The organism is Chromobacterium haemolyticum, from assembly GCF_009936155.1.
GTDB classification, from domain to species: domain Bacteria; phylum Pseudomonadota; class Gammaproteobacteria; order Burkholderiales; family Chromobacteriaceae; genus Chromobacterium; species Chromobacterium haemolyticum.
In genome coordinates this window covers 4,336,219-4,353,028 of the sequence record NZ_AP019312.1, presented here as the reverse complement: position 1 = coordinate 4,353,028, position 16,810 = coordinate 4,336,219, and the positions used below count along the sequence as shown (strand labels likewise).

The following is a 16,810-nucleotide window of genomic DNA, read 5'->3' as shown; positions in this document are numbered from 1 at the left end:
TGGCCTATAGTTCCGAGGTGCGTAAACTCACATTTAGTTACGCGTGACTACTTGTTTAGAAAAGAACTTTTTCAAACGGAATAAAGCAATTAAGGCTATTAGCCTGAAAGCCATTGGTGCGGGGTTAAGGCCAGGTATGCTATTTTTAGCGAGTACAATTTTGACTTGCATCTATCCTCCATATAAATTTGGAGAGTCATCTATACTCATGGTTGTTGTTGGATTTTTCAATCGCAGGGTGTTTTTTCTATGATTTGGCATTGGCTGATGCTGAGAGGAAAGAAACAAGCTCTTTGATTGGAGTCGGACTATTTTCTTGTATTGTCCTTTCCTTTGTGGCTCAGATTGTCCCGCTGAGGTATTGTTCAAAATTACCTCAACAACTTTCACTTTCTTTAAAATAACTCCAAGCCTAATTTTATCAATTTCTACTTAATTCAATTTATTTAATAATGAAGATTATCTATCTAACCTGGGGAGAAACCCCAAGATTAAATGGTGTTTATGGTAGCCAAGTCTTAGGGCAAATTAATCGCATAAGCAAGCTGGATAAATCAATTGATATAAGTTTGTATTGTGGTTTGCCTTTGATAAATAGTGGTTTGGTACGAAGGACTTTATCTTATTTTTCAGATATTAGAAAAATAGGAGTATCGCTACCCCAAAAATCTCTTAATATTATTCCAATTCTTGGAGTGCAGACTGAGTTTTATCCGTCAGGGAGGTTTGGTTTCAATGGATTTCATTTGCTTTCTAATTTTTTATTAAGAAATAGGCTCAAAAAAGATAAGCCCGATATTGTACATTGTCGCTCATATCATGCTGCTTATGCGGCATTAATCGCTAGGGCGAAATTGGGCCTAAATTACAAGGTTATTTTTGATGCCAGAGGCTTATGGCCGGAAGAAGCTGTGCTGAAAAATAAAGTTGTAAATGGAAGTCCGCAATACAGGTTTTTAAAAGAAGTTGAGATGTTTGTACTCAATAGTGCTGATATTACAATCTCCGTCTCGGATCCCATGAGTCTCCATTTTGAAAAAATTGGTGCAAAGCGTGTTGAAACAATTTACCTCAGTTCAGATGTTAATTCATTACGGCCGAAGTTAATCGAGCGTGGGAGTAGTGATGAAAAGGTTTTATGCTATGTGGGTGCATTGTCGGATGACACATGGCATAAGCCATATATTTTGATGAATACTTATCGGGCGTTTAGAAAAGCATATGCGAAGACAAAGCTGCTTATTGTCACGCAATCAAATAAGAATAAAATTATGGCCCAGGCATTAGAATTCCCTGAGTCTGAAATATACATTACGAGTACAAATAACTCAGAGGAGCTTGCCACTTTATTAAGTACCGCTGACTTTGGAGTTCTTCCTTATTTGCATCCAAAGGAAGATCACGAAATACAGATTGCAAGCACCATTATGGCTGTAAAGACGGCTGAATACCTTTCAGCTGGCTTGCCTGTGCTTGTAAACAAGTATTGTGGCGGAGCTGCAACAATTGCTAATAAATTTAACGTTGGGCTAACCTTCGACCCTATTAATTGCGAAGATAGCATTAATAATTATATGCTAGATCACTTTTTGCGATCTGAATTTAGCGATCATGCGATCGATGTTGCCAAAAAATGTTTTGACTACACGAAAAATGCTGAAAATTATATAGCGCTATATCAGGAGCTAATGGCAAAATGAGAAAAATTACTGTTTCCATAGTTCTTTATAAGCATAGTAAAGAATTTTTAGAGCCACTTCTGAATGTATTGTTGGCGTGTGATGATATTTCCACGATATATTTAATCAATAATGGATATTGCGAATGGGTGCATGACCTGTCTGGTGGGAAAGTACACTGTATAAGTGGACAGGGGAATATAGGCTATGGCAGGGGACATAACTTGGCTATTGCAAAGCTTACAGAATCAAATTCTACATACCATATTATTTGTAATCCAGACATATTTATAATGGAGGATACTATTAAGAAGATCCTACAATATGCTGAGCAAAACAGTTTTGGACTTTTAATGCCAAAAATTCTCTACCCTTCAGGAGAGGTGCAGCAGTTATGCAAGTTGTTGCCAACGCCTATAGATTTGATCCTGCGTCGATTTATCCCAAGTCTTGCAAAATATAGCAATTACGTTATTGATGCTAGCCATCTTAAGATCCCCGTATGCATCCCTAATCTTTCTGGCTGTTTTATGTTTACCAGAACGTCATGCCTAGTAGATTGCAAAGGATTTGACGAAAGATTCTTTATGTATCTTGAGGATGTGGATCTTTCAAGAAGATTATTTAATAGACATGGCTCTATTTTTAATCCTAACTTTACAGTTGTGCATAATTTCGAGAAGTCGTCATTTAAAAATTTAAAAATGTTTATTTTTCATACGGTTTCTGCAGTAAAATATTTTAATAAATGGGGGTGGGTGTTTGATAAAGAAAGAAAAGTTACAAATGAAATTATCCTAAATGATATTAAAAAGCATAGCCATGTTTGAAATAATAACGGTCTATTCAATTTCCATTTGCGCACTATTTTTGCATTTTTTAAAGATTTCAAGATGTGGTGCCATTAATTTTCTTAGGCTTTTCTTTGTGCTGCTTTGGGTTGTTTCATTTTCAAAGCCTATCGGACTTGATCCTGACTCTTATGCGTATCTCGAACAATTTGAAATAATAGATGCAGCAAGTCTCGATCAGCTGCCTTATAATAAGTTTGTTGATTCTGCGTTCATCTTTGTGGCGGCCTTTTGTAAGAATTTTGATTTAGGCATCCATTATTTGTTTGCATTTTTTTGTGGACTTGCTCTTTTCTTAAAATTTAAGCTTTTTAAAAATAATAAATATTTTTTCTTGGCGCTATCCACATATATACTTGGTTGTTTTTTGTTTCAAGAGCTTACGCAGATTAGGAATGCCGTTGCCACAGGGTTGTGCAGTCTGGGAGCACACTATTTTATTAATAAAGAAGTAAAAAAATCATATGCGCTCTTTGCATTGGCAGTTGTGTTTCATGCCTCTGCTATCTTGTTTATTTTAGTGTTGATTGTGTCTAGATTTGTTGGGCGTTCTCTTTATTGTGTTGCTGTGCTTGCTCCGCTTCTTGGGTATCTCTTTAGCGCATATGTTGTTGATTTTTTGCTATTCATTGAAAAAGTGAATTCATATAATTTAATCCAAAATGCAATGTCTCCGGAGCTTTATCTCCTAACGCATTTGCCATTCCTTGTGCTCGCAGTTTTGAACTATAAGAAAAATAGTGGGGATGGTGGTTATTCTGCAATTTCTTTGCTAGGAATTGCAATAAGTTTTATCGGTATGGCTTCAACGCCAATGGCGGCTAGGGTTTTTGAGTTGTTTACAACTCTGCTTATTTATTCTATTTGTAATAGTGAAAGAAATAGGATGGTGAAATTTTTAGTTTTCTCCGGATTCGCCGCCCAAGCAGTTTATATCACTTTTGTAAAATCAATTTTTAATATGACAATTTCGTAGGACCTCTCGCCGTAACTATTAGCCCCCGTCTTGGTCGATAGCTGGACATCACGCCGAGCGCGGCACTAGGGAGGGTGCTACTACCTCGAAATTAAGGCTTGGTCATAGAGCCGGCCTGATTGCGGAAATGTGCGACGAGCGCAGAAACTGACCGAAGAGCTCTATGTTTTGCGCGCGGATGATCTGCTGATACTCGATCACGGTTACTTCGCCTACTGGCTGTTTGCGCTGCTGAATGCTTGCCAGCGCCACTTCTGCATCAGCTTGAAGCAAGACTCCACACCCAAAGGCAAGCCTTCCACGATTTCGGGGTTGCCAGTGCCACGCTCAAACTCGCGCCGGGACGTACCCGCAAGCCGTCGTGTGTAGCGTGCTTGAACTTCACCACGCTGGGGATACTCGCGGACGTAGTTCGTCCAAGGAGGGAGCGTAATCCTTGCGGAAGCCGAAGATCGTGTGTTGATTCACCAGCACGCCATCGCATAGCCAGTGGTAGGCGTCGTGCGCCTCCGTCAGACGGGCCTTCGCGCGTGCTGCCCATGCTGTCCCGCGGCGTACAGGCACAGCATCAGCAGGATCTCTGGCGCGATTGCTGCATGTCTCACGCACGGATGTCGCGATAGAAATCTTCAGGATCCTGCCTTTCCACAGAGGCCGACACCAAGTGAGCGCGGTGCCTTGCAGGGAGCGGGGACTTCAAGTCGTTGGCCCGTAGTTCCATCTGCTGGAGATTCGGCAGTAATACCCGCGCTCGTGTTTTGTTCATCGACTCCGCTTATCGATGATTACAATACATGTGCATATAATGCGCATTGTTGGTGTCCCACGAGGGGCGCTGAATCTCAAATGCTTGAGGTGGGTGGCGTGCTTATAAAAATGGCATGAACGGGCCGTTAATCTATCCGGTTTGGGGGAGATGGTTACAAACCCGGATCTCGCGCAGCGCGAGCTCGCTGAGCAACTGGGGCGGCCTGAGTGCATTTCATTGTCCATATGTCTGAACGGCCCGAGATGAGCTTTCAAAATCAGGTCTTGCCATTTGCCTCGCAAAGACCTCAAAAATGCCTGGTTTGTCGGGAAATAAACTACTTGCAGCTCAATGGGGATATGCCAGTGGAGCCGCGGGTAATGGAATGGCGTGAGCGGCCTGAATTATTAGCTCAAAGCCTTGATCGAAAAGGGTTGAGTGAAGTTGAAAAACTTCGTCCATTCCAGGCGCAAGTTTGGCTACGCCCACGTGCTCACGCCGCGTGGGCATTTACACCCCACCCAAACTTTGGTAAGTTCGGGCTCCATTCGCCCCTAAATATACCCGTTAATTCTTCCCTTTTCTCCGCGCCTGATGAAACTAGCCCGCCACGAGCTGCTGCAACTTAATCCGAAGAAGCTCATGGGCTTGTCGAAGGGGACTTTGCGCAAGCCGGTGTTGACGCTCCTTGAAGGTCTGATCGAGTCGCGCAATCTCCTAGATCGCAATCCGCTCCGCAGTTCGCGACCGTCGTCGAGCATGGGGGGGGGGGTATGGCAGGGAGGCGTGCCAGAGAGAGGGGGGCGGAGTAATAAAGAGGTACAAAACGTTATCGCCGCCCGTCACTGCAATGTGCCTGTGATTGAAGGCGACGCCCAAATTTTGGGCGCGACCTATCTAGGCAAGAAGAGCCGCAATGCCTTGGACTTGGGCTGCACCAGCTTTTTCCCCAGCAAACCGCTCGGCCGCTATGGCGACGGCGGTGCGATCTTCACGCACGATGATGCCCTGGCCCTGGCCTGTCGCGAAATTCGGGGGCGTGGCCAAAGTCAGCGCTATTTTCACGCACGCGCGGGCGTGGGCAGGAGCATGGATGCCCTGCAATGCTCTGTTGCCCTGGCCGAGATGGAGTGCTTCAAGTGGGGGCGCGCGCAGCGCCCGCGGGTAGGGGGGCTCTACAATGCCTTTTTCGACCTGATCGGCGCGCGGCGTATACAGTTGCGTTCCGGCCGAACCAGTACCTCCGCGCAATGCGCGATCCAGGCCGAAGGCCGCGTGCAGTTGGACTGGGCGGGCATTGCCGCGGCGGTCCATTATCCGATGCCCCTCAAGCAGCAGTCCGCTTGCCGCGCGCTATGGGCGGTGGGCAGGCGCGCGCGCGTCACGGCTAGCGCTTTGGCCCAGCAAGGGGTCCGTTTGTCGGTAGGGGGCGACCTCACGGATGCTATTCAGGCGAAGATATTCTGTGTATTGACTGAGATCTCGTAGACTGATGCGCCATTTTCGCTCAGCTGGTATCTATGCCGCCTCGAATGCCTGCATCGCATTCTCTGGTTTACTGCTCACCCTTGCAATCGGCAAACTCTTCGGTGTCGCGCGATTCGGGGAGCTGGCAAGCTTCATTGCCTTGCAGAACATTTGGGCGGCGCTCGGTTTCATGCGGATCGAGACTCGCTTGGCCACCAGTAGCAATAGCGTAGAAGCCGACAAGATTTTGATGGCCGGCTTCCTGGCGGGGGCGGTGCTGTCCTCGTTGGCCGCGGTTGTCTGTTTTCTCATTTTTCGCTCGGGCCACCATTACTGGCTGATTTTCCTGTCCGGTTTTGCCTTGTGCGTTTTCGATGCTCTGTCCTTGCGTAGTGCCTTCTCGGGGGAGCAAAGAAAGGTCATTGTGATGCGCGCCTTGCGCATCCTCGCTCCCTTGTTCATTGCCCTGGTCGCGGCCCTGTTGACGAACCAAGTCGACGTCGTAGTCCTGTGGCAGGCTGGCGGCACCGTTGCCATCGCCTTGCTCGTCTGGCGTCGTTGGATCGGCCTGCGTCGTTGGGCGCGCTTGACGCGCGCGCTTCTACGGCGCCATTGGGCCGGCCTGGTTCCCTCTCTCTTGCTGTGTTTCTTGAACGGAGTTTGGTTGAACGGCCTGGCGCCCTTCCTAAATGCGTTCGCCTCGCCGACCGCGGCGGGGCAATTCTCGATGCTGCAACGGGTGCTGGGCGGTAGTCTCGGTCTGATCAGCACAGCGACGGCGATGGTGTTCGTGCGCCAGGATTACGTGCGCGCCGGCCTCGCTGGCGTGAAGAGGATCTTCCTTGTCAATCTTGCGTGCTCGTTGCTGTTTTGCCTTGTGCTGGCCGTGCCTTTTCTCAGTGGCATGTCGGAGTCCTGGCTTGGTGCGGGTTGGCGCTACCGCGGAGATTTCTATTTTTCGATGAGCATGTTCCTGACTTTCTCCTTTTCTGTCGGGGCGATCAGCATGCTGGCAGTGCGTCTGCGCGATGAATGGTTTCTAACCATATGGCAAGCCGCCGCCCTCTTGATTTGGGGGGGCGTGTTTGGCTTATTCGCACAGGCGCATGCGCTCAACCTAGCCTTGAATGCCGGTGCTGTTATGTATATAATTTTGGGTTTACGATGGCGCTACTTGTTGAAGAAAAACAGTTGAATAACATTGTTGACGAAGAAACTTGTTGAAAAAATGATTGACCTCTACAAAATTCGCGACATGTTGAATGTTGTGCACGACTTCATTTGCAAGCACGTCTGGTTCTTGCGGTGCGTCTATGAAACAAAGGGGTCGTCGGCGCCGATCACGATGAGCAATCTGTTCCTCCAGAGAGTGATCGGCTTTAATCGTTTCATCCCCTGGCCCGTGCACCGAAGTTCACGCATCTTCGGGATCCGCTGGATCAAGCTGGGTGTGAACACGGCGCCAGGCGGTTCGCATGGCTGCTACATTTTCGCCAAGGAAGACGCGCCCATCGAGATCGGCGATTACACGATTGTTGCGCCGAATGTAGGTATCGCAGGTTTCAATCACGACGTCTTTGATATTTCTCGTTTCGAATCTGGCGGCGGCGTGCACATCGGTCGTTATTGCTGGCTTGGCATGAATTCGATCATCGTCCCCGGCGTGACGCTGGGTGACCACACGATCGTGGCTGCCGGCGCGGTCGTCACGAAGTCCTTTCCAGAAGGCTACTGCATCTTGGGCGGCAATCCGGCGCGGAAGCTACGCGAGCTGCCGAAAGAACAAGTGGTCGAGCACAAACATCCGTTCGAATACATTGGTTACCGCCGCGTGAGCAAGGGAGGCGCCTAAATGTGTGGCATTTTCGGCATTTTTGGCGCCAGCGCGCTCGATTTGAGTCGTGCGCAACGCATGAGCCAGGTCTTGCGCCATCGAGGGCCCGATGACGAGGGCTTTCTCGTGCTCAATCGGCAGGAGGCCCTCGCCCTCAAGGGGGAGGACACACCGGCCGAGGTGGCGGAGGCATTGCAGCTGGCGAGCAGCATCACCGACCTTGCCGGTGCTGGCGAGTACACTGGTTTTCTCGGTCACAGGCGTCTGTCGATCCTCGACTTATCGGCGCGCGGGCACCAGCCCATGCAATATCGTGAGCGCTACTGGATCGTCTTCAACGGCGAAATCTACAATTACATCGAACTGCGCGAAGAACTGGTGGAATGCGGCTACCGTTTCGAATCACATTCGGACACGGAGGTCATTCTGGCCGCCTACGACAAGTGGGGCGTTGATTGTCAAAATAAGTTCAATGGGATGTGGGGGTTCGTTCTTTACGACCGTGCCACGAACAGCGTGTTCATTTCGCGCGACCGTTTCGGCGTCAAACCCCTGTATTTTTTCCAAGCCGAGGGTGTCTTCGCATTCGCGTCGGAGCCGAAAGCCATCTTGGAAACGGGCTGCATCGGGCCGAGTCCGAATCTGGCCTATATCGACGAGTATCTCCGGACTGGACCGGACGAAAGCACGGACCGCACCGCTTTCCAAAATATCCGCCGACTCAATCCCTCGCATTATGTCCATTGCAGTCTGGACGATTTGATCCACGGTCGTTTCGTGCAGCGACAATACTGGAAGCTCAATCCGAATCCCAGTCGCGAAACCTTTAACACAGAACGGGCCCAAGAGTATGCGGCCACGTACCGGCAAATCCTGGAGGATGCGGTCCGCTTGCGCTTGCGGGCAGACGTCACGGTGGGCTCGGCCTTGTCGGGTGGTTTGGATAGTAGTTCGATCGTCTATCTCGTCAATAAAATCCACCGCGAACAGGGCATCGTCGACAAGCAAGAGACGTTCTCTTGCGTGTATTCGAAACCCGAAGAAAAGCATTGCGACGAAAGCGAATACATCGACGACCTGGCCAAGGCCTTGGCGGTGAAGTCGCACAAGATTGAGCCGTGCTGGGAAAGCGTCCCGTCCGAACACGATCTCGTGACCTGGGCCATGGACACGCCATTTGCAAACAGCAGCATGTCCGGCTGGCATACCTACAAGTTGGTGCAGGCGCATCAGATCAAGGTAACGCTAGAGGGGCAGGGCGCCGACGAACAGATGTCCGGTTATCTGGGTTATATCTACATCTACCTGTCGACTTTGAGTCTGGGAGATTTGATCAAAGAGGCGCGGGCCTTTCAAAAGGTGCCCGGCACCACCAAGCACGTTCTTGCAGGCGTCGTGTTCAATGTGTTGAACAAGCTCGGCTTGTATGCGCTGTCGAATGGCTTATACAAGAAAATCACTAAGTCCCAGCATAACCTCGCCCGGTGCCTGAATGAGCGGCTGGCGGCCGATTCCATGACGGGTTTGGTGAATTTGCTCCATTACGGCGACCGAGTGTCGATGGCGCATTCGATCGAATCTCGCATGCCCTTTTTGGATTACCGTCTGGCCGAGTTCCTAGCCTCGGTGCCGGCCTGCTACAAGATGCACAATGGCTGGACTAAGTATTTGGCGCGGTTGGCCTTCGACGGGTTGTTGCCCGACCACATATGCTGGCGCAGGGACAAGATGGGCTGGCCGGTGCCGGAAAAGCTCTGGATGACCGGTCCGTTGAAATCCTGGTTCTGGAGCACGGTGAATGAGTCGAATCTTGTCGAGTATTTCCTCCAGCAGCGCGGCATTGCCTTGGAGTCGGACCAACTTCCCACGAGTTTCTATTATCTGAATCTGGCAGCCTGGCAAAAGAAATTTTCGGTGGAATTTGAACGATGAGGCCCACGATTAATCAAATCCTCGATCAAATCCATCTGTTGGGAATCGTCGAAGAGGATGTGCTGTTCATTTCCGCCGATTTGCTGAAGGTAGGCTATTTCAATCGTTCGGTCGAGCAGACTTATCAAGATTGGGTTGATATATTCCACTCTCTGATCGGTTCGAAAGGTACTTTCGTTATTCCGGCCTATACGCCGACTTTTTCGCGTTTCCGGAAAGACCGCGGGATTGTTTTCGACATCGACGCGGAACCGAGCGCGGGAGCCCTGTCCAAGGCCTTGCACCAGTTCGCGCGACCCGCGCGCAGCCTGCATCCGACCAATTCCTGTTTTGCCATGGGACCGATGGCGGATTATATCTTGCGCGGTCATGATCACACGGCCAGCAGTTATTTGCCCTATCATCGCGTGCGCGAATTAAAAGGGAAGAATTTGATGCTGGGAACCCTAGACAAGAATAACGGTCCGATGGCGTTTCATCTCGTCCAGGAAAAACTCGGGCATACGGCGACGCACCCGTCGAATTATTTGCGCCAGACTTACTTTAAAGATCCCGCCACGTCCGAACTCCGCTTGTATACCAGGAAGGATGTTGGTGGTTGTACAAGGGGCTTGTATAATCTGACCGGTCGACACCTCATCGAAAACGCGATGACGGTGGGCTTCGTTGGAAAGGGCCTTTCTGCCTGCCTCGATATCGGCAAGTCGGCCGAGATCATCGAGGACGTGTTACTCAATAATCCCCGGCTGATTCGTTGCGGCCATCAGGATTGCGTGTCCTGTTATGGACGTTTCGTCTACAACGGCTTGGGAGCCTTGCCGTTTTGGCCCAAGAAAATCCTTTCCAAGGCTTTTGCTCATCAACGTCATTTCAAACGGACTCCAAAATGACCAATAAGGATAAGTACGACAAAGTTTTCATAGATTGTTTTTCGGTGACGGCCGATGTGCTCAACGAGAGCTTCACCTACCAATGCGTGCCGGCTTGGGATTCGGTCGGCCACATGGGTATGGTGGCCGCGCTTGAAGACACTTTCGGCATCATGATGGAAACCGAAGACATTATCGAATTCGGTTCCTACACCATCGGCATCGAAAAACTCAAGAAGTACGGTGTCGAGGTATGACATCGGGCTTGGTCAGTTGGGCTAGTTCCGACCGACCAGCGCTGGTTACTGAGTCGGGGCAGGTCGTGAGCTATGGCCAGCTTCGTCAGGATGTCCAGGCGCTGGCGCGGGCTTTGCCGGCGCGCGCCTTGGTCTTCCTCGTGGGGCAAAACGATGCAGCCACGATCACGGCCTATCTGGCCTGCCTCGAGGCAGGTGCCGTGCCCCTGCTCCTGAGTCGGGACTTGTCGGCCGCTGCGTTCTCGCAGCTGTTCACCGTGTACGGGCCGGCCTGCTTGTTCCTGCCACAAGAGTATCCGGCGCCGCTGGAGGCGTTCGAACTGGCGCGGACCGAGGGCGAGTACGGCCTCTACTTCAGCAAAGGTGCCACCGGGCCGCAGTTGCACCCGGATTTGGCGCTGCTGCTGGCCACGTCCGGCTCGACCGGCTCCCCTAAACTGGTGCGCCTGTCGCGCCAGAATTTGGCGGCGAACGCCCAGTCCATTGTCGACTACCTGGGCATCAATGTCGATGAGCGGGCTATTACGTCCCTGCCTTTCAATTATTCCTACGGGCTGTCGGTCATCAACAGCCATTTGAAAGCCGGCGCCTCAATCGTTCTGAGCCAGTGTACTTTCTTCGACGCAGCCTTTTGGCAGCAAGTTAAAACCCAGCAAGTGCGTAGCCTCGCGGGCGTGCCCTACAGCTACGACATGTTGCTCAAGCTGCGCTTCGAACGGATGAACTTGCCCTCGCTGCGCACTCTGACGCAAGCAGGGGGGCGCTTGGACAGTACGAAAGCGGCGCAAGTGCACGCGATCTGCCAGGCGCGCGACATGCGCTTCTTCACCATGTATGGGCAGACCGAGGCGACAGCGCGTATCGCCTATCTGCCGCCGCAAGACCTGGAACGCAAATTGGGCAGCATCGGCCGCGCGATCCCGGGCGGCCGTCTGTGGCTGGAAGACGAGTCGGGGGCGGTCATCGACGCGCCAGGGCAGATCGGCGAGTTGGTCTACAGCGGTCCCAATGTCGCGCTCGGTTATGCCGAGCAGCCGGAAGACTTGATGCGCGGAGACGATTGGCGCGGGCAGTTGCGAACCGGTGATCTGGCGCGGCAAGACGAGGAAGGCTATTTCTTCCTCTCCGGCCGCAAGCACCGTTTCCTGAAAATTTTCGGCGTGCGGGTATCGCTGGACGCGGTCGAAGCCTGGTGCGCGCAGCACGCGTTGGTCGGCGCAGCGCACGGACGTGACGACCTCTTGTGCGTGAGCGTCGAGGCGGATGAACGCTGCGATCTGCAGCAGTACGCGCAGGCTTTGGCTGCGGATTTGCGAATCCACCCATCGGCACTGAAGCTGCGCGTGATCGAGGCATTGCCCAGACTGAGTTCGGGGAAGGTGGATTATCCATGTCTGAACGCGATGCAGTGAACGAGATGATGGCTCAGCCGGCGTACGGCCTGGACCGGGCCACGAAGACGCCCTTGCTGCTGGCGGGCCTGCAGGCCTTGACTGCGCGCCACGCGCAGCATTGCGCGGGCTATGACGCGATCTTTCGCAAGCTGTGGCAGGCGGCACCGTCGCCAACGCTGGAGGCCTTGCCCTTCCTGCCGGTCCGCCTGTTCAAACACGAGCGACTGCTCAGTGTCGCCGATACCGAGATCGTGAAGACGATGACCTCGTCCGGGACGAGCGGGCAAAGCGTGTCGCAGATATTCCTCGACAAGCAGACCTCAGCCATGCAAGTCAAGGTGCTGTCGCGCATCATGGGCGATTTCATTGGCCCGAAGCGCTTGCCGATGCTGGTGGTTGATTGCCGTGCCACCATCGCCGACCGCCTGCGCTTTTCCGCGCGCACCGCGGGCATCCTTGGCTTCTCTATGTTCGGGCGCGAGGTCGAGTTCGCTCTGGACGACGACATGAGCCTGAGCGTGTCCCGCGTCGAGGCCTTCGTCGAAAAGCATGCGGGACAGCCGCTGCTGATCTTTGGCTTCACCTTCATCGTGTGGCGGCATTTGCTTCGTGCGCTCGAAACGCGCAGCGGCCGGCTGGCTTTGGAGCAGGGGATTCTGATCCACGGCGGCGGTTGGAAGCAATTGCAGTCCGAGGCCGTCGACGCGTCCGAATTCAAGCGGCGGCTGCAGGCCGTGACCGGCATCGGGCGCGTGCACAATTACTATGGCATGGTGGAGCAGACCGGATCGATCTTCATGGAGTGCGAGCATGGTCATCTGCACGCCTCGGTCTGGTCAGACGTGATCGTGCGCGATCCGCGCGATTTCTCACCTTTGCCGCCGGGCCGTCCTGGCCTGATCCAATTGCTCTCCCTGATCCCGTACAGCTACCCCGGGCATTCGCTGCTGAGCGAAGACGAAGGCGTCTTGCTTGGGATCGACGATTGCGCCTGCGGTCGCAAAGGGACGTATTTCAAAGTGTTGGGGCGTATTCAAAATGCTGAAGTCCGAGGCTGCAGTGATACCTATTCCCGATAGCATTGCGGCGCGCATGACGGTGCTGGCCGGCGCTGCCGACCGGGTTGCCAACACGCCCGTTGCGGTCTTCGACGACTCGCGAGTGGCCTTTCTGGCGCAACTGTCGCGGCGCCTGTTGGCGGACCCGCGCACCAAGGCCATGCCCGATGTTGCCGCCTTCGCCTATTGGTGCCGCCAAGCGAATCTGGCGCGGATGGGCGCCGCCAGCCGGCGTGACGAGCGCTTACGCATGGGACTGGGTTTGTCTTTCCATATCTGCCCGGCCAATGTTCCCGTCAATTTCGCATTTTCGATGGCCTTCGGCCTTTTGGCCGGCAATACCTGCGTCTTGCGTCTGCCTAGCAAGGCCTCGCCCACTGCCGAGTTGCTGACAGCGGCTATCCAGGCCGAGCTGGACGAGCCGGCCCACGCAGCCTTGAGTGATGGCTTGCTCTTATTGCGTTTTGAACGCGACGAGGAGGTCAATCGCTTCTGGATGTCGGTGGCCGATGGCCGCATTGTTTGGGGCGGCGATGAGACGGTGGCGCACATGCGTGCTTTCCGCCCCAAGGCCAGGTCGCGCGAAGTGGCTTTCCCTGACCGCTATTCCCTATGTGCCCTGGTGCCGCAGGCCGTGCTGGCGCTGGACGAGGCCGACCTGCAGCAATTCTGCCGTGACCTGTTCAACGACATCTACCTGATGGACCAGGCTGCCTGTTCCTCGCCGCAGCTGTTCGCCTGGATCGGTGATGCCGCCAGCGTGCGCGCCGCTCAGGCGCGGCTGTGGCCGGCGTTGGTCCGGCTCGTGGAGCAAAAATACACCTTGCAAGCCGTGCATGTGATGGACAAATTCGTCCAGGCCTGCCGGCAGGCTATGGGCAATGCTCAGGTCGAGCGCATCGACCGCCATGACAACCTCTTGTACCGCGTGTCTCTGGCCGCGCTGGGCCCGGACCAGGATACCTGCCGCGGCTACTTCGGCACGGTCCATGAAGTGACGCTGCCCGATCTGGACGCACTCGCGCCGATCGTGAACGAACGTTTCCAGACCTTGAGCCAGCACGGGCTCGACCCCGCGCACATCCGCGCCTGGATGTTGCGCCATGGCTTGCGTGGGATCGACCGCGTGGTGCCGGTTGGGCGCGCTCTGGACATGGATATCGTGTGGGACGGTTATGACATAGTGGCCAGCCTGTCCCGACTCATCAGCTTGTGAACCCTAGGAGGCCTATTTTGAGTGATGCCAAGAATCCGGAAGCCTTCAGCCTGAATTGCCTGGAGTTGCAGGCTTACCAGCCGAACCGCTATCCCTTCCTCATGATCGACCACGTCGACGAGGTCTTGCCCGGCAAATATGCGCGCGGCTACAAGAACCTGACCATGAATGAATGGTATTTTCCCGTGCATTTTCCGGATGGACCGAACATGCCGGGCGCCCTGCAGCTCGAAGCCCTGGCGCAGATGTTGACCGTGGCGATCACAACCCTGCCTGGGCTGAAGGGCAAGGTGACACACGCTCTCCAGCACACGGTGCGCTTCAAGAAGGAAGTCCTGCCCGGCAAGAAATTCGAGATCGATGCCCAGGTCATTTCCTGGAACCGTGGCATTTGCAAGGGGCGCGGCATGGCCATTGTTGATGGCGAAGTAGCTTGCGAAGCCGACATGCTGATCACGATTCCAGAAATCCTTGAGCAATACCTGCCGCGCCCGACGAGACCCGAATGAAGGAAGAAGTCGATATTGTGATCGTGGGGTCGGGCGCCAGCGGCGCCGCCGCCGCTTGGCGCCTGAGCCAGAACGGTGTCCGCCGTATCGTTTGCCTCGAGCAGGGCGTGGAGACCGATCCCGCGCGCTACCCGAGCACGAGCCCCGATTGGGAGTTGTCGCGCGCGGGCGCTTATAGTTCGAATCCGGGCCAAAGGCGCAATGAGGCGGATTATCCTATCGACGACAGCCAGTCTCCGATCGCGATCGCTAATTACAACGGCGTCGGCGGCAGCACGATCCTGTATTCGGCCCACTTCCCGCGCATGCATCCTTCCGATTTTCGCACGCGCACGCTCGACGATGTGGCCGATGATTGGCCTCTGGATTATGCCGATTTGCAAGCCTACTTCGAGTTGAATGAATCGATGATGGGAGTGGCCGGCATGGTGGGCGATCCGGCCAATCCAGAGTACCCGAGCCTGTTGCCACCGGTGCCCCTGGGGGCCATGGGGCAGGCCGTGGCGGCCGGTTTCAATCGCTTGGGCTGGCATTGGTGGCCCTCCTATGCAGCGATCAATACGCGCCGCCACGGGCAGCGTGGCTCCTGCATCAACTTAGGTCCATGCAATACGGGCTGCGTGCAAGGCGCAAAAGGCAGCGTCGACGTGACCTATTGGCCGCTGGCGAAGCGCCAGGGCGTGGAGTTGCGCACCCAGGCGCGCGTGCTGGAGGTGCTGCTGGATCGCCACGGGCGTGCGCGCGGCGTGATCTATGCGGATGCTAGTGGCGCCCTCCACGAGCTAGCCGCCCGGGTCGTCGTGCTTGCCTGCAGCGGCATCGGCACGCCGCGCCTGATGCTCCATTCTCGCAGTGCGGCCCATCCGGATGGCCTTGGCAACGATTCGGGTTTGCTCGGCAAGAACCTCATGTTGCACCCGCTTGCCTATGTCGAAGGTGTGTTTGAGCGCGATTTGCAATCGAGCCTAGGGCCGCATGGGGCCTGCATGCTGAGCCAACAGTTTTACGAGACCGGTGCCGACCGTGATTTCGTGCGCGGCTACACCTTGCAAGTCTTGCGCGGGGCGCCGCCCGCAGAGACGGCCGTATCGGGCCATTTCATGCGCCAAATCCCGCTGGGGCCGGATCACCACCGCCACTTTGCCCGCATCTACAATCGAACAGCCGGGATCGCCGTGATTTCCGAGGATTTGCCAGAGTTGCATAACCGGATAGAACTGGACGCGACACATTGCGATGCGTTTGGCATGCCGGGGGTGAAAGTCTATTACGCACTTAGCGATAACACCAAGAAGATGCTGCGCCATGGGATCGACGCGTCGAAACAGGTGTTGGAAGCGGCCGGTGCCAAAGTGAGTTCTTCGTTTGCGCCCGTCAAGCACACAGGCTGGCATTTGATGGGTACGGCGCGCATGGGGGACGATCCGCGCTATTCGGTTGTCAACCGGCATTGCCAAGTGCATGGCATCAAGAACCTGTTCGTGGTCGACAGCAGCGTCTTCGTGACTTCGGGCGCCGTGAACCCCGTGGCCACTGCGCAAGCTGTTACGCTGTGGGCCTGCGATTACCTGAGCAAGCATTGGAGCGAGCTGTTAACGTGAGCGATTTCGACTTGATCATCGACACGATGTTGCCGGGCGATGTGGAGCTAGGCATGCCGCCGGCCTCGCGCAGCGGCGTCGGCCTATACTTTGCGAAGCACCGTCTGACGGAGCTGGCCAGCGATTTCGCGGCCCTACTCGGCGAGGTCTGTACCGAGAAATTCGGCGCAGCCTTTGCAGACTTGGACGCGGTGCAGAGACTGCAAGCGATCAATGCCTGCAAGCTGGCCAATGTGCGCGTGTTTTCCGCCCTGCTTACGCAGGTATTCAGAGCGTATTACACCGAGCCAGCGGTGTTGGTCCTGGTGGGCGCCGGCAGCGTACCGCCTTTCCCAAATGGTAATTCCATAGGGGATGACGATTGGGAGATCCTGATCCCCGTTTACGAACGCGGTCAGATGTACCGTGAAACCCACTAG

The 16,810-nt window shown here is 54.0% G+C and carries 16 protein-coding genes and 1 pseudogene; 15 read left to right on the top strand and 2 right to left on the bottom strand.

The window, feature by feature from the left end:
- The first annotated feature begins 452 nt into the window (after window positions 1-452).
- From GYH29_RS20105 to GYH29_RS20095, 3 genes are read left to right on the top strand one after another with little or no spacing between them, the layout of a single operon-like run.
- Complete coding sequence (locus GYH29_RS20105; protein WP_081576535.1) at window positions 453-1,700, top strand: glycosyltransferase family 4 protein; 1,248 nt, start codon at window positions 453-455, stop codon at window positions 1,698-1,700.
- Window positions 1,697-2,509 carry a glycosyltransferase family protein gene (locus GYH29_RS20100; protein ID WP_152596912.1) on the top strand — a complete coding sequence of 271 codons (813 nt, stop codon included), beginning with the start codon at window positions 1,697-1,699 and terminating at the stop codon, window positions 2,507-2,509. Before GYH29_RS20105 ends, GYH29_RS20100 begins: the two co-directional genes overlap by 4 nt.
- Window positions 2,502-3,506 (top strand): EpsG family protein, encoded by a 1,005-nt coding sequence (locus GYH29_RS20095; RefSeq protein ID WP_161524288.1) that lies wholly within the window; start codon window positions 2,502-2,504, stop codon window positions 3,504-3,506. Before GYH29_RS20100 ends, GYH29_RS20095 begins: the two co-directional genes overlap by 8 nt.
- Before the next feature lie 102 nt (window positions 3,507-3,608).
- Here the strand turns inward: GYH29_RS20095 and GYH29_RS20090 are convergent, their stop codons facing one another.
- The gene (locus GYH29_RS20090) at window positions 3,609-3,779 is read right to left on the bottom strand and encodes a hypothetical protein (protein WP_161524287.1); all 171 of its coding nucleotides are present in this window, start codon (window positions 3,777-3,779) and stop codon (window positions 3,609-3,611) included.
- 61 nt (window positions 3,780-3,840) lie between these two features.
- Window positions 3,841-4,272 (bottom strand): annotated as a pseudogene (locus tag GYH29_RS24910) (IS5/IS1182 family transposase); the annotation flags it as partial.
- Between the two features lie 576 nt (window positions 4,273-4,848).
- Between GYH29_RS24910 and GYH29_RS20085 the strand changes: the two are divergent.
- From GYH29_RS20085 to GYH29_RS20030, 12 genes are read left to right on the top strand one after another with little or no spacing between them, the layout of a single operon-like run.
- Window positions 4,849-5,742, top strand: coding sequence for a DegT/DnrJ/EryC1/StrS family aminotransferase (locus tag GYH29_RS20085; protein ID WP_043591487.1), 894 nt, complete (start codon window positions 4,849-4,851; stop codon window positions 5,740-5,742).
- 4 nt (window positions 5,743-5,746) lie between these two features.
- Window positions 5,747-6,916 carry a hypothetical protein gene (locus GYH29_RS20080; protein ID WP_043591485.1) on the top strand — a complete coding sequence of 390 codons (1,170 nt, stop codon included), beginning with the start codon at window positions 5,747-5,749 and terminating at the stop codon, window positions 6,914-6,916.
- 33 nt (window positions 6,917-6,949) lie between these two features.
- Complete coding sequence (locus GYH29_RS20075; RefSeq protein WP_052052043.1) at window positions 6,950-7,573, top strand: acyltransferase; 624 nt, start codon at window positions 6,950-6,952, stop codon at window positions 7,571-7,573.
- Window positions 7,574-9,487, top strand: coding sequence for an asparagine synthase (glutamine-hydrolyzing) (gene asnB / locus GYH29_RS20070; RefSeq protein WP_052052042.1), 1,914 nt, complete (start codon window positions 7,574-7,576; stop codon window positions 9,485-9,487).
- The gene (locus GYH29_RS20065; RefSeq protein ID WP_043591483.1) at window positions 9,484-10,377 is read left to right on the top strand and encodes an AAC(3) family N-acetyltransferase; all 894 of its coding nucleotides are present in this window, start codon (window positions 9,484-9,486) and stop codon (window positions 10,375-10,377) included. The genes asnB and GYH29_RS20065 overlap by 4 nt, the downstream gene beginning before the upstream one ends.
- Window positions 10,374-10,613, top strand: a complete 240-nt coding sequence (locus GYH29_RS20060; protein ID WP_043591482.1) for an acyl carrier protein — start codon at window positions 10,374-10,376, stop codon at window positions 10,611-10,613. Before GYH29_RS20065 ends, GYH29_RS20060 begins: the two co-directional genes overlap by 4 nt.
- Window positions 10,610-12,025 carry an AMP-binding protein gene (locus tag GYH29_RS20055; protein WP_043591480.1) on the top strand — a complete coding sequence of 472 codons (1,416 nt, stop codon included), beginning with the start codon at window positions 10,610-10,612 and terminating at the stop codon, window positions 12,023-12,025. The genes GYH29_RS20060 and GYH29_RS20055 overlap by 4 nt, the downstream gene beginning before the upstream one ends.
- Window positions 12,004-13,086 (top strand): LuxE/PaaK family acyltransferase, encoded by a 1,083-nt coding sequence (locus GYH29_RS20050; protein WP_043591478.1) that lies wholly within the window; start codon window positions 12,004-12,006, stop codon window positions 13,084-13,086. Before GYH29_RS20055 ends, GYH29_RS20050 begins: the two co-directional genes overlap by 22 nt.
- On the top strand, window positions 13,046-14,281 hold the full coding sequence (locus GYH29_RS20045; RefSeq protein WP_198001605.1) for an acyl-CoA reductase: 1,236 nt from the start codon (window positions 13,046-13,048) through the stop codon (window positions 14,279-14,281). Before GYH29_RS20050 ends, GYH29_RS20045 begins: the two co-directional genes overlap by 41 nt.
- 17 nt (window positions 14,282-14,298) lie before the next feature.
- On the top strand, window positions 14,299-14,790 hold the full coding sequence (gene fabZ / locus GYH29_RS20040) for a 3-hydroxyacyl-ACP dehydratase FabZ (protein ID WP_161524286.1): 492 nt from the start codon (window positions 14,299-14,301) through the stop codon (window positions 14,788-14,790).
- The gene (locus tag GYH29_RS20035; protein ID WP_043591472.1) at window positions 14,787-16,391 is read left to right on the top strand and encodes a GMC family oxidoreductase; all 1,605 of its coding nucleotides are present in this window, start codon (window positions 14,787-14,789) and stop codon (window positions 16,389-16,391) included. The genes fabZ and GYH29_RS20035 overlap by 4 nt, the downstream gene beginning before the upstream one ends.
- The gene (locus GYH29_RS20030) at window positions 16,388-16,810 is read left to right on the top strand and encodes a gluconate 2-dehydrogenase subunit 3 family protein (RefSeq protein WP_043591470.1); all 423 of its coding nucleotides are present in this window, start codon (window positions 16,388-16,390) and stop codon (window positions 16,808-16,810) included. The genes GYH29_RS20035 and GYH29_RS20030 overlap by 4 nt, the downstream gene beginning before the upstream one ends.

Bases quoted from the DNA above. Each gene is read 5' to 3' on its own strand.
- GYH29_RS20045 (WP_198001605.1), top strand. From the start codon at position 13,046: ATGCTGAAGTCCGAGGCTGCAGTGATACCTATTCCCGATAGCATTGCG.
- GYH29_RS20075 (WP_052052043.1), top strand. From the start codon at position 6,950: ATGATTGACCTCTACAAAATTCGCGACATGTTGAATGTTGTGCACGAC.
- GYH29_RS20035 (WP_043591472.1), top strand. From the start codon at position 14,787: ATGAAGGAAGAAGTCGATATTGTGATCGTGGGGTCGGGCGCCAGCGGC.
- GYH29_RS20060 (WP_043591482.1), top strand. From the start codon at position 10,374: ATGACCAATAAGGATAAGTACGACAAAGTTTTCATAGATTGTTTTTCG.
- asnB (WP_052052042.1), top strand. From the start codon at position 7,574: ATGTGTGGCATTTTCGGCATTTTTGGCGCCAGCGCGCTCGATTTGAGT.
- GYH29_RS20095 (WP_161524288.1), top strand. From the start codon at position 2,502: ATGTTTGAAATAATAACGGTCTATTCAATTTCCATTTGCGCACTATTT.
- GYH29_RS20100 (WP_152596912.1), top strand. From the start codon at position 1,697: ATGAGAAAAATTACTGTTTCCATAGTTCTTTATAAGCATAGTAAAGAA.
- GYH29_RS20065 (WP_043591483.1), top strand. From the start codon at position 9,484: ATGAGGCCCACGATTAATCAAATCCTCGATCAAATCCATCTGTTGGGA.
- GYH29_RS20050 (WP_043591478.1), top strand. From the start codon at position 12,004: ATGTCTGAACGCGATGCAGTGAACGAGATGATGGCTCAGCCGGCGTAC.
- GYH29_RS20055 (WP_043591480.1), top strand. From the start codon at position 10,610: ATGACATCGGGCTTGGTCAGTTGGGCTAGTTCCGACCGACCAGCGCTG.
- GYH29_RS20085 (WP_043591487.1), top strand. From the start codon at position 4,849: ATGAAACTAGCCCGCCACGAGCTGCTGCAACTTAATCCGAAGAAGCTC.
- GYH29_RS20105 (WP_081576535.1), top strand. From the start codon at position 453: ATGAAGATTATCTATCTAACCTGGGGAGAAACCCCAAGATTAAATGGT.
- GYH29_RS20080 (WP_043591485.1), top strand. From the start codon at position 5,747: ATGCGCCATTTTCGCTCAGCTGGTATCTATGCCGCCTCGAATGCCTGC.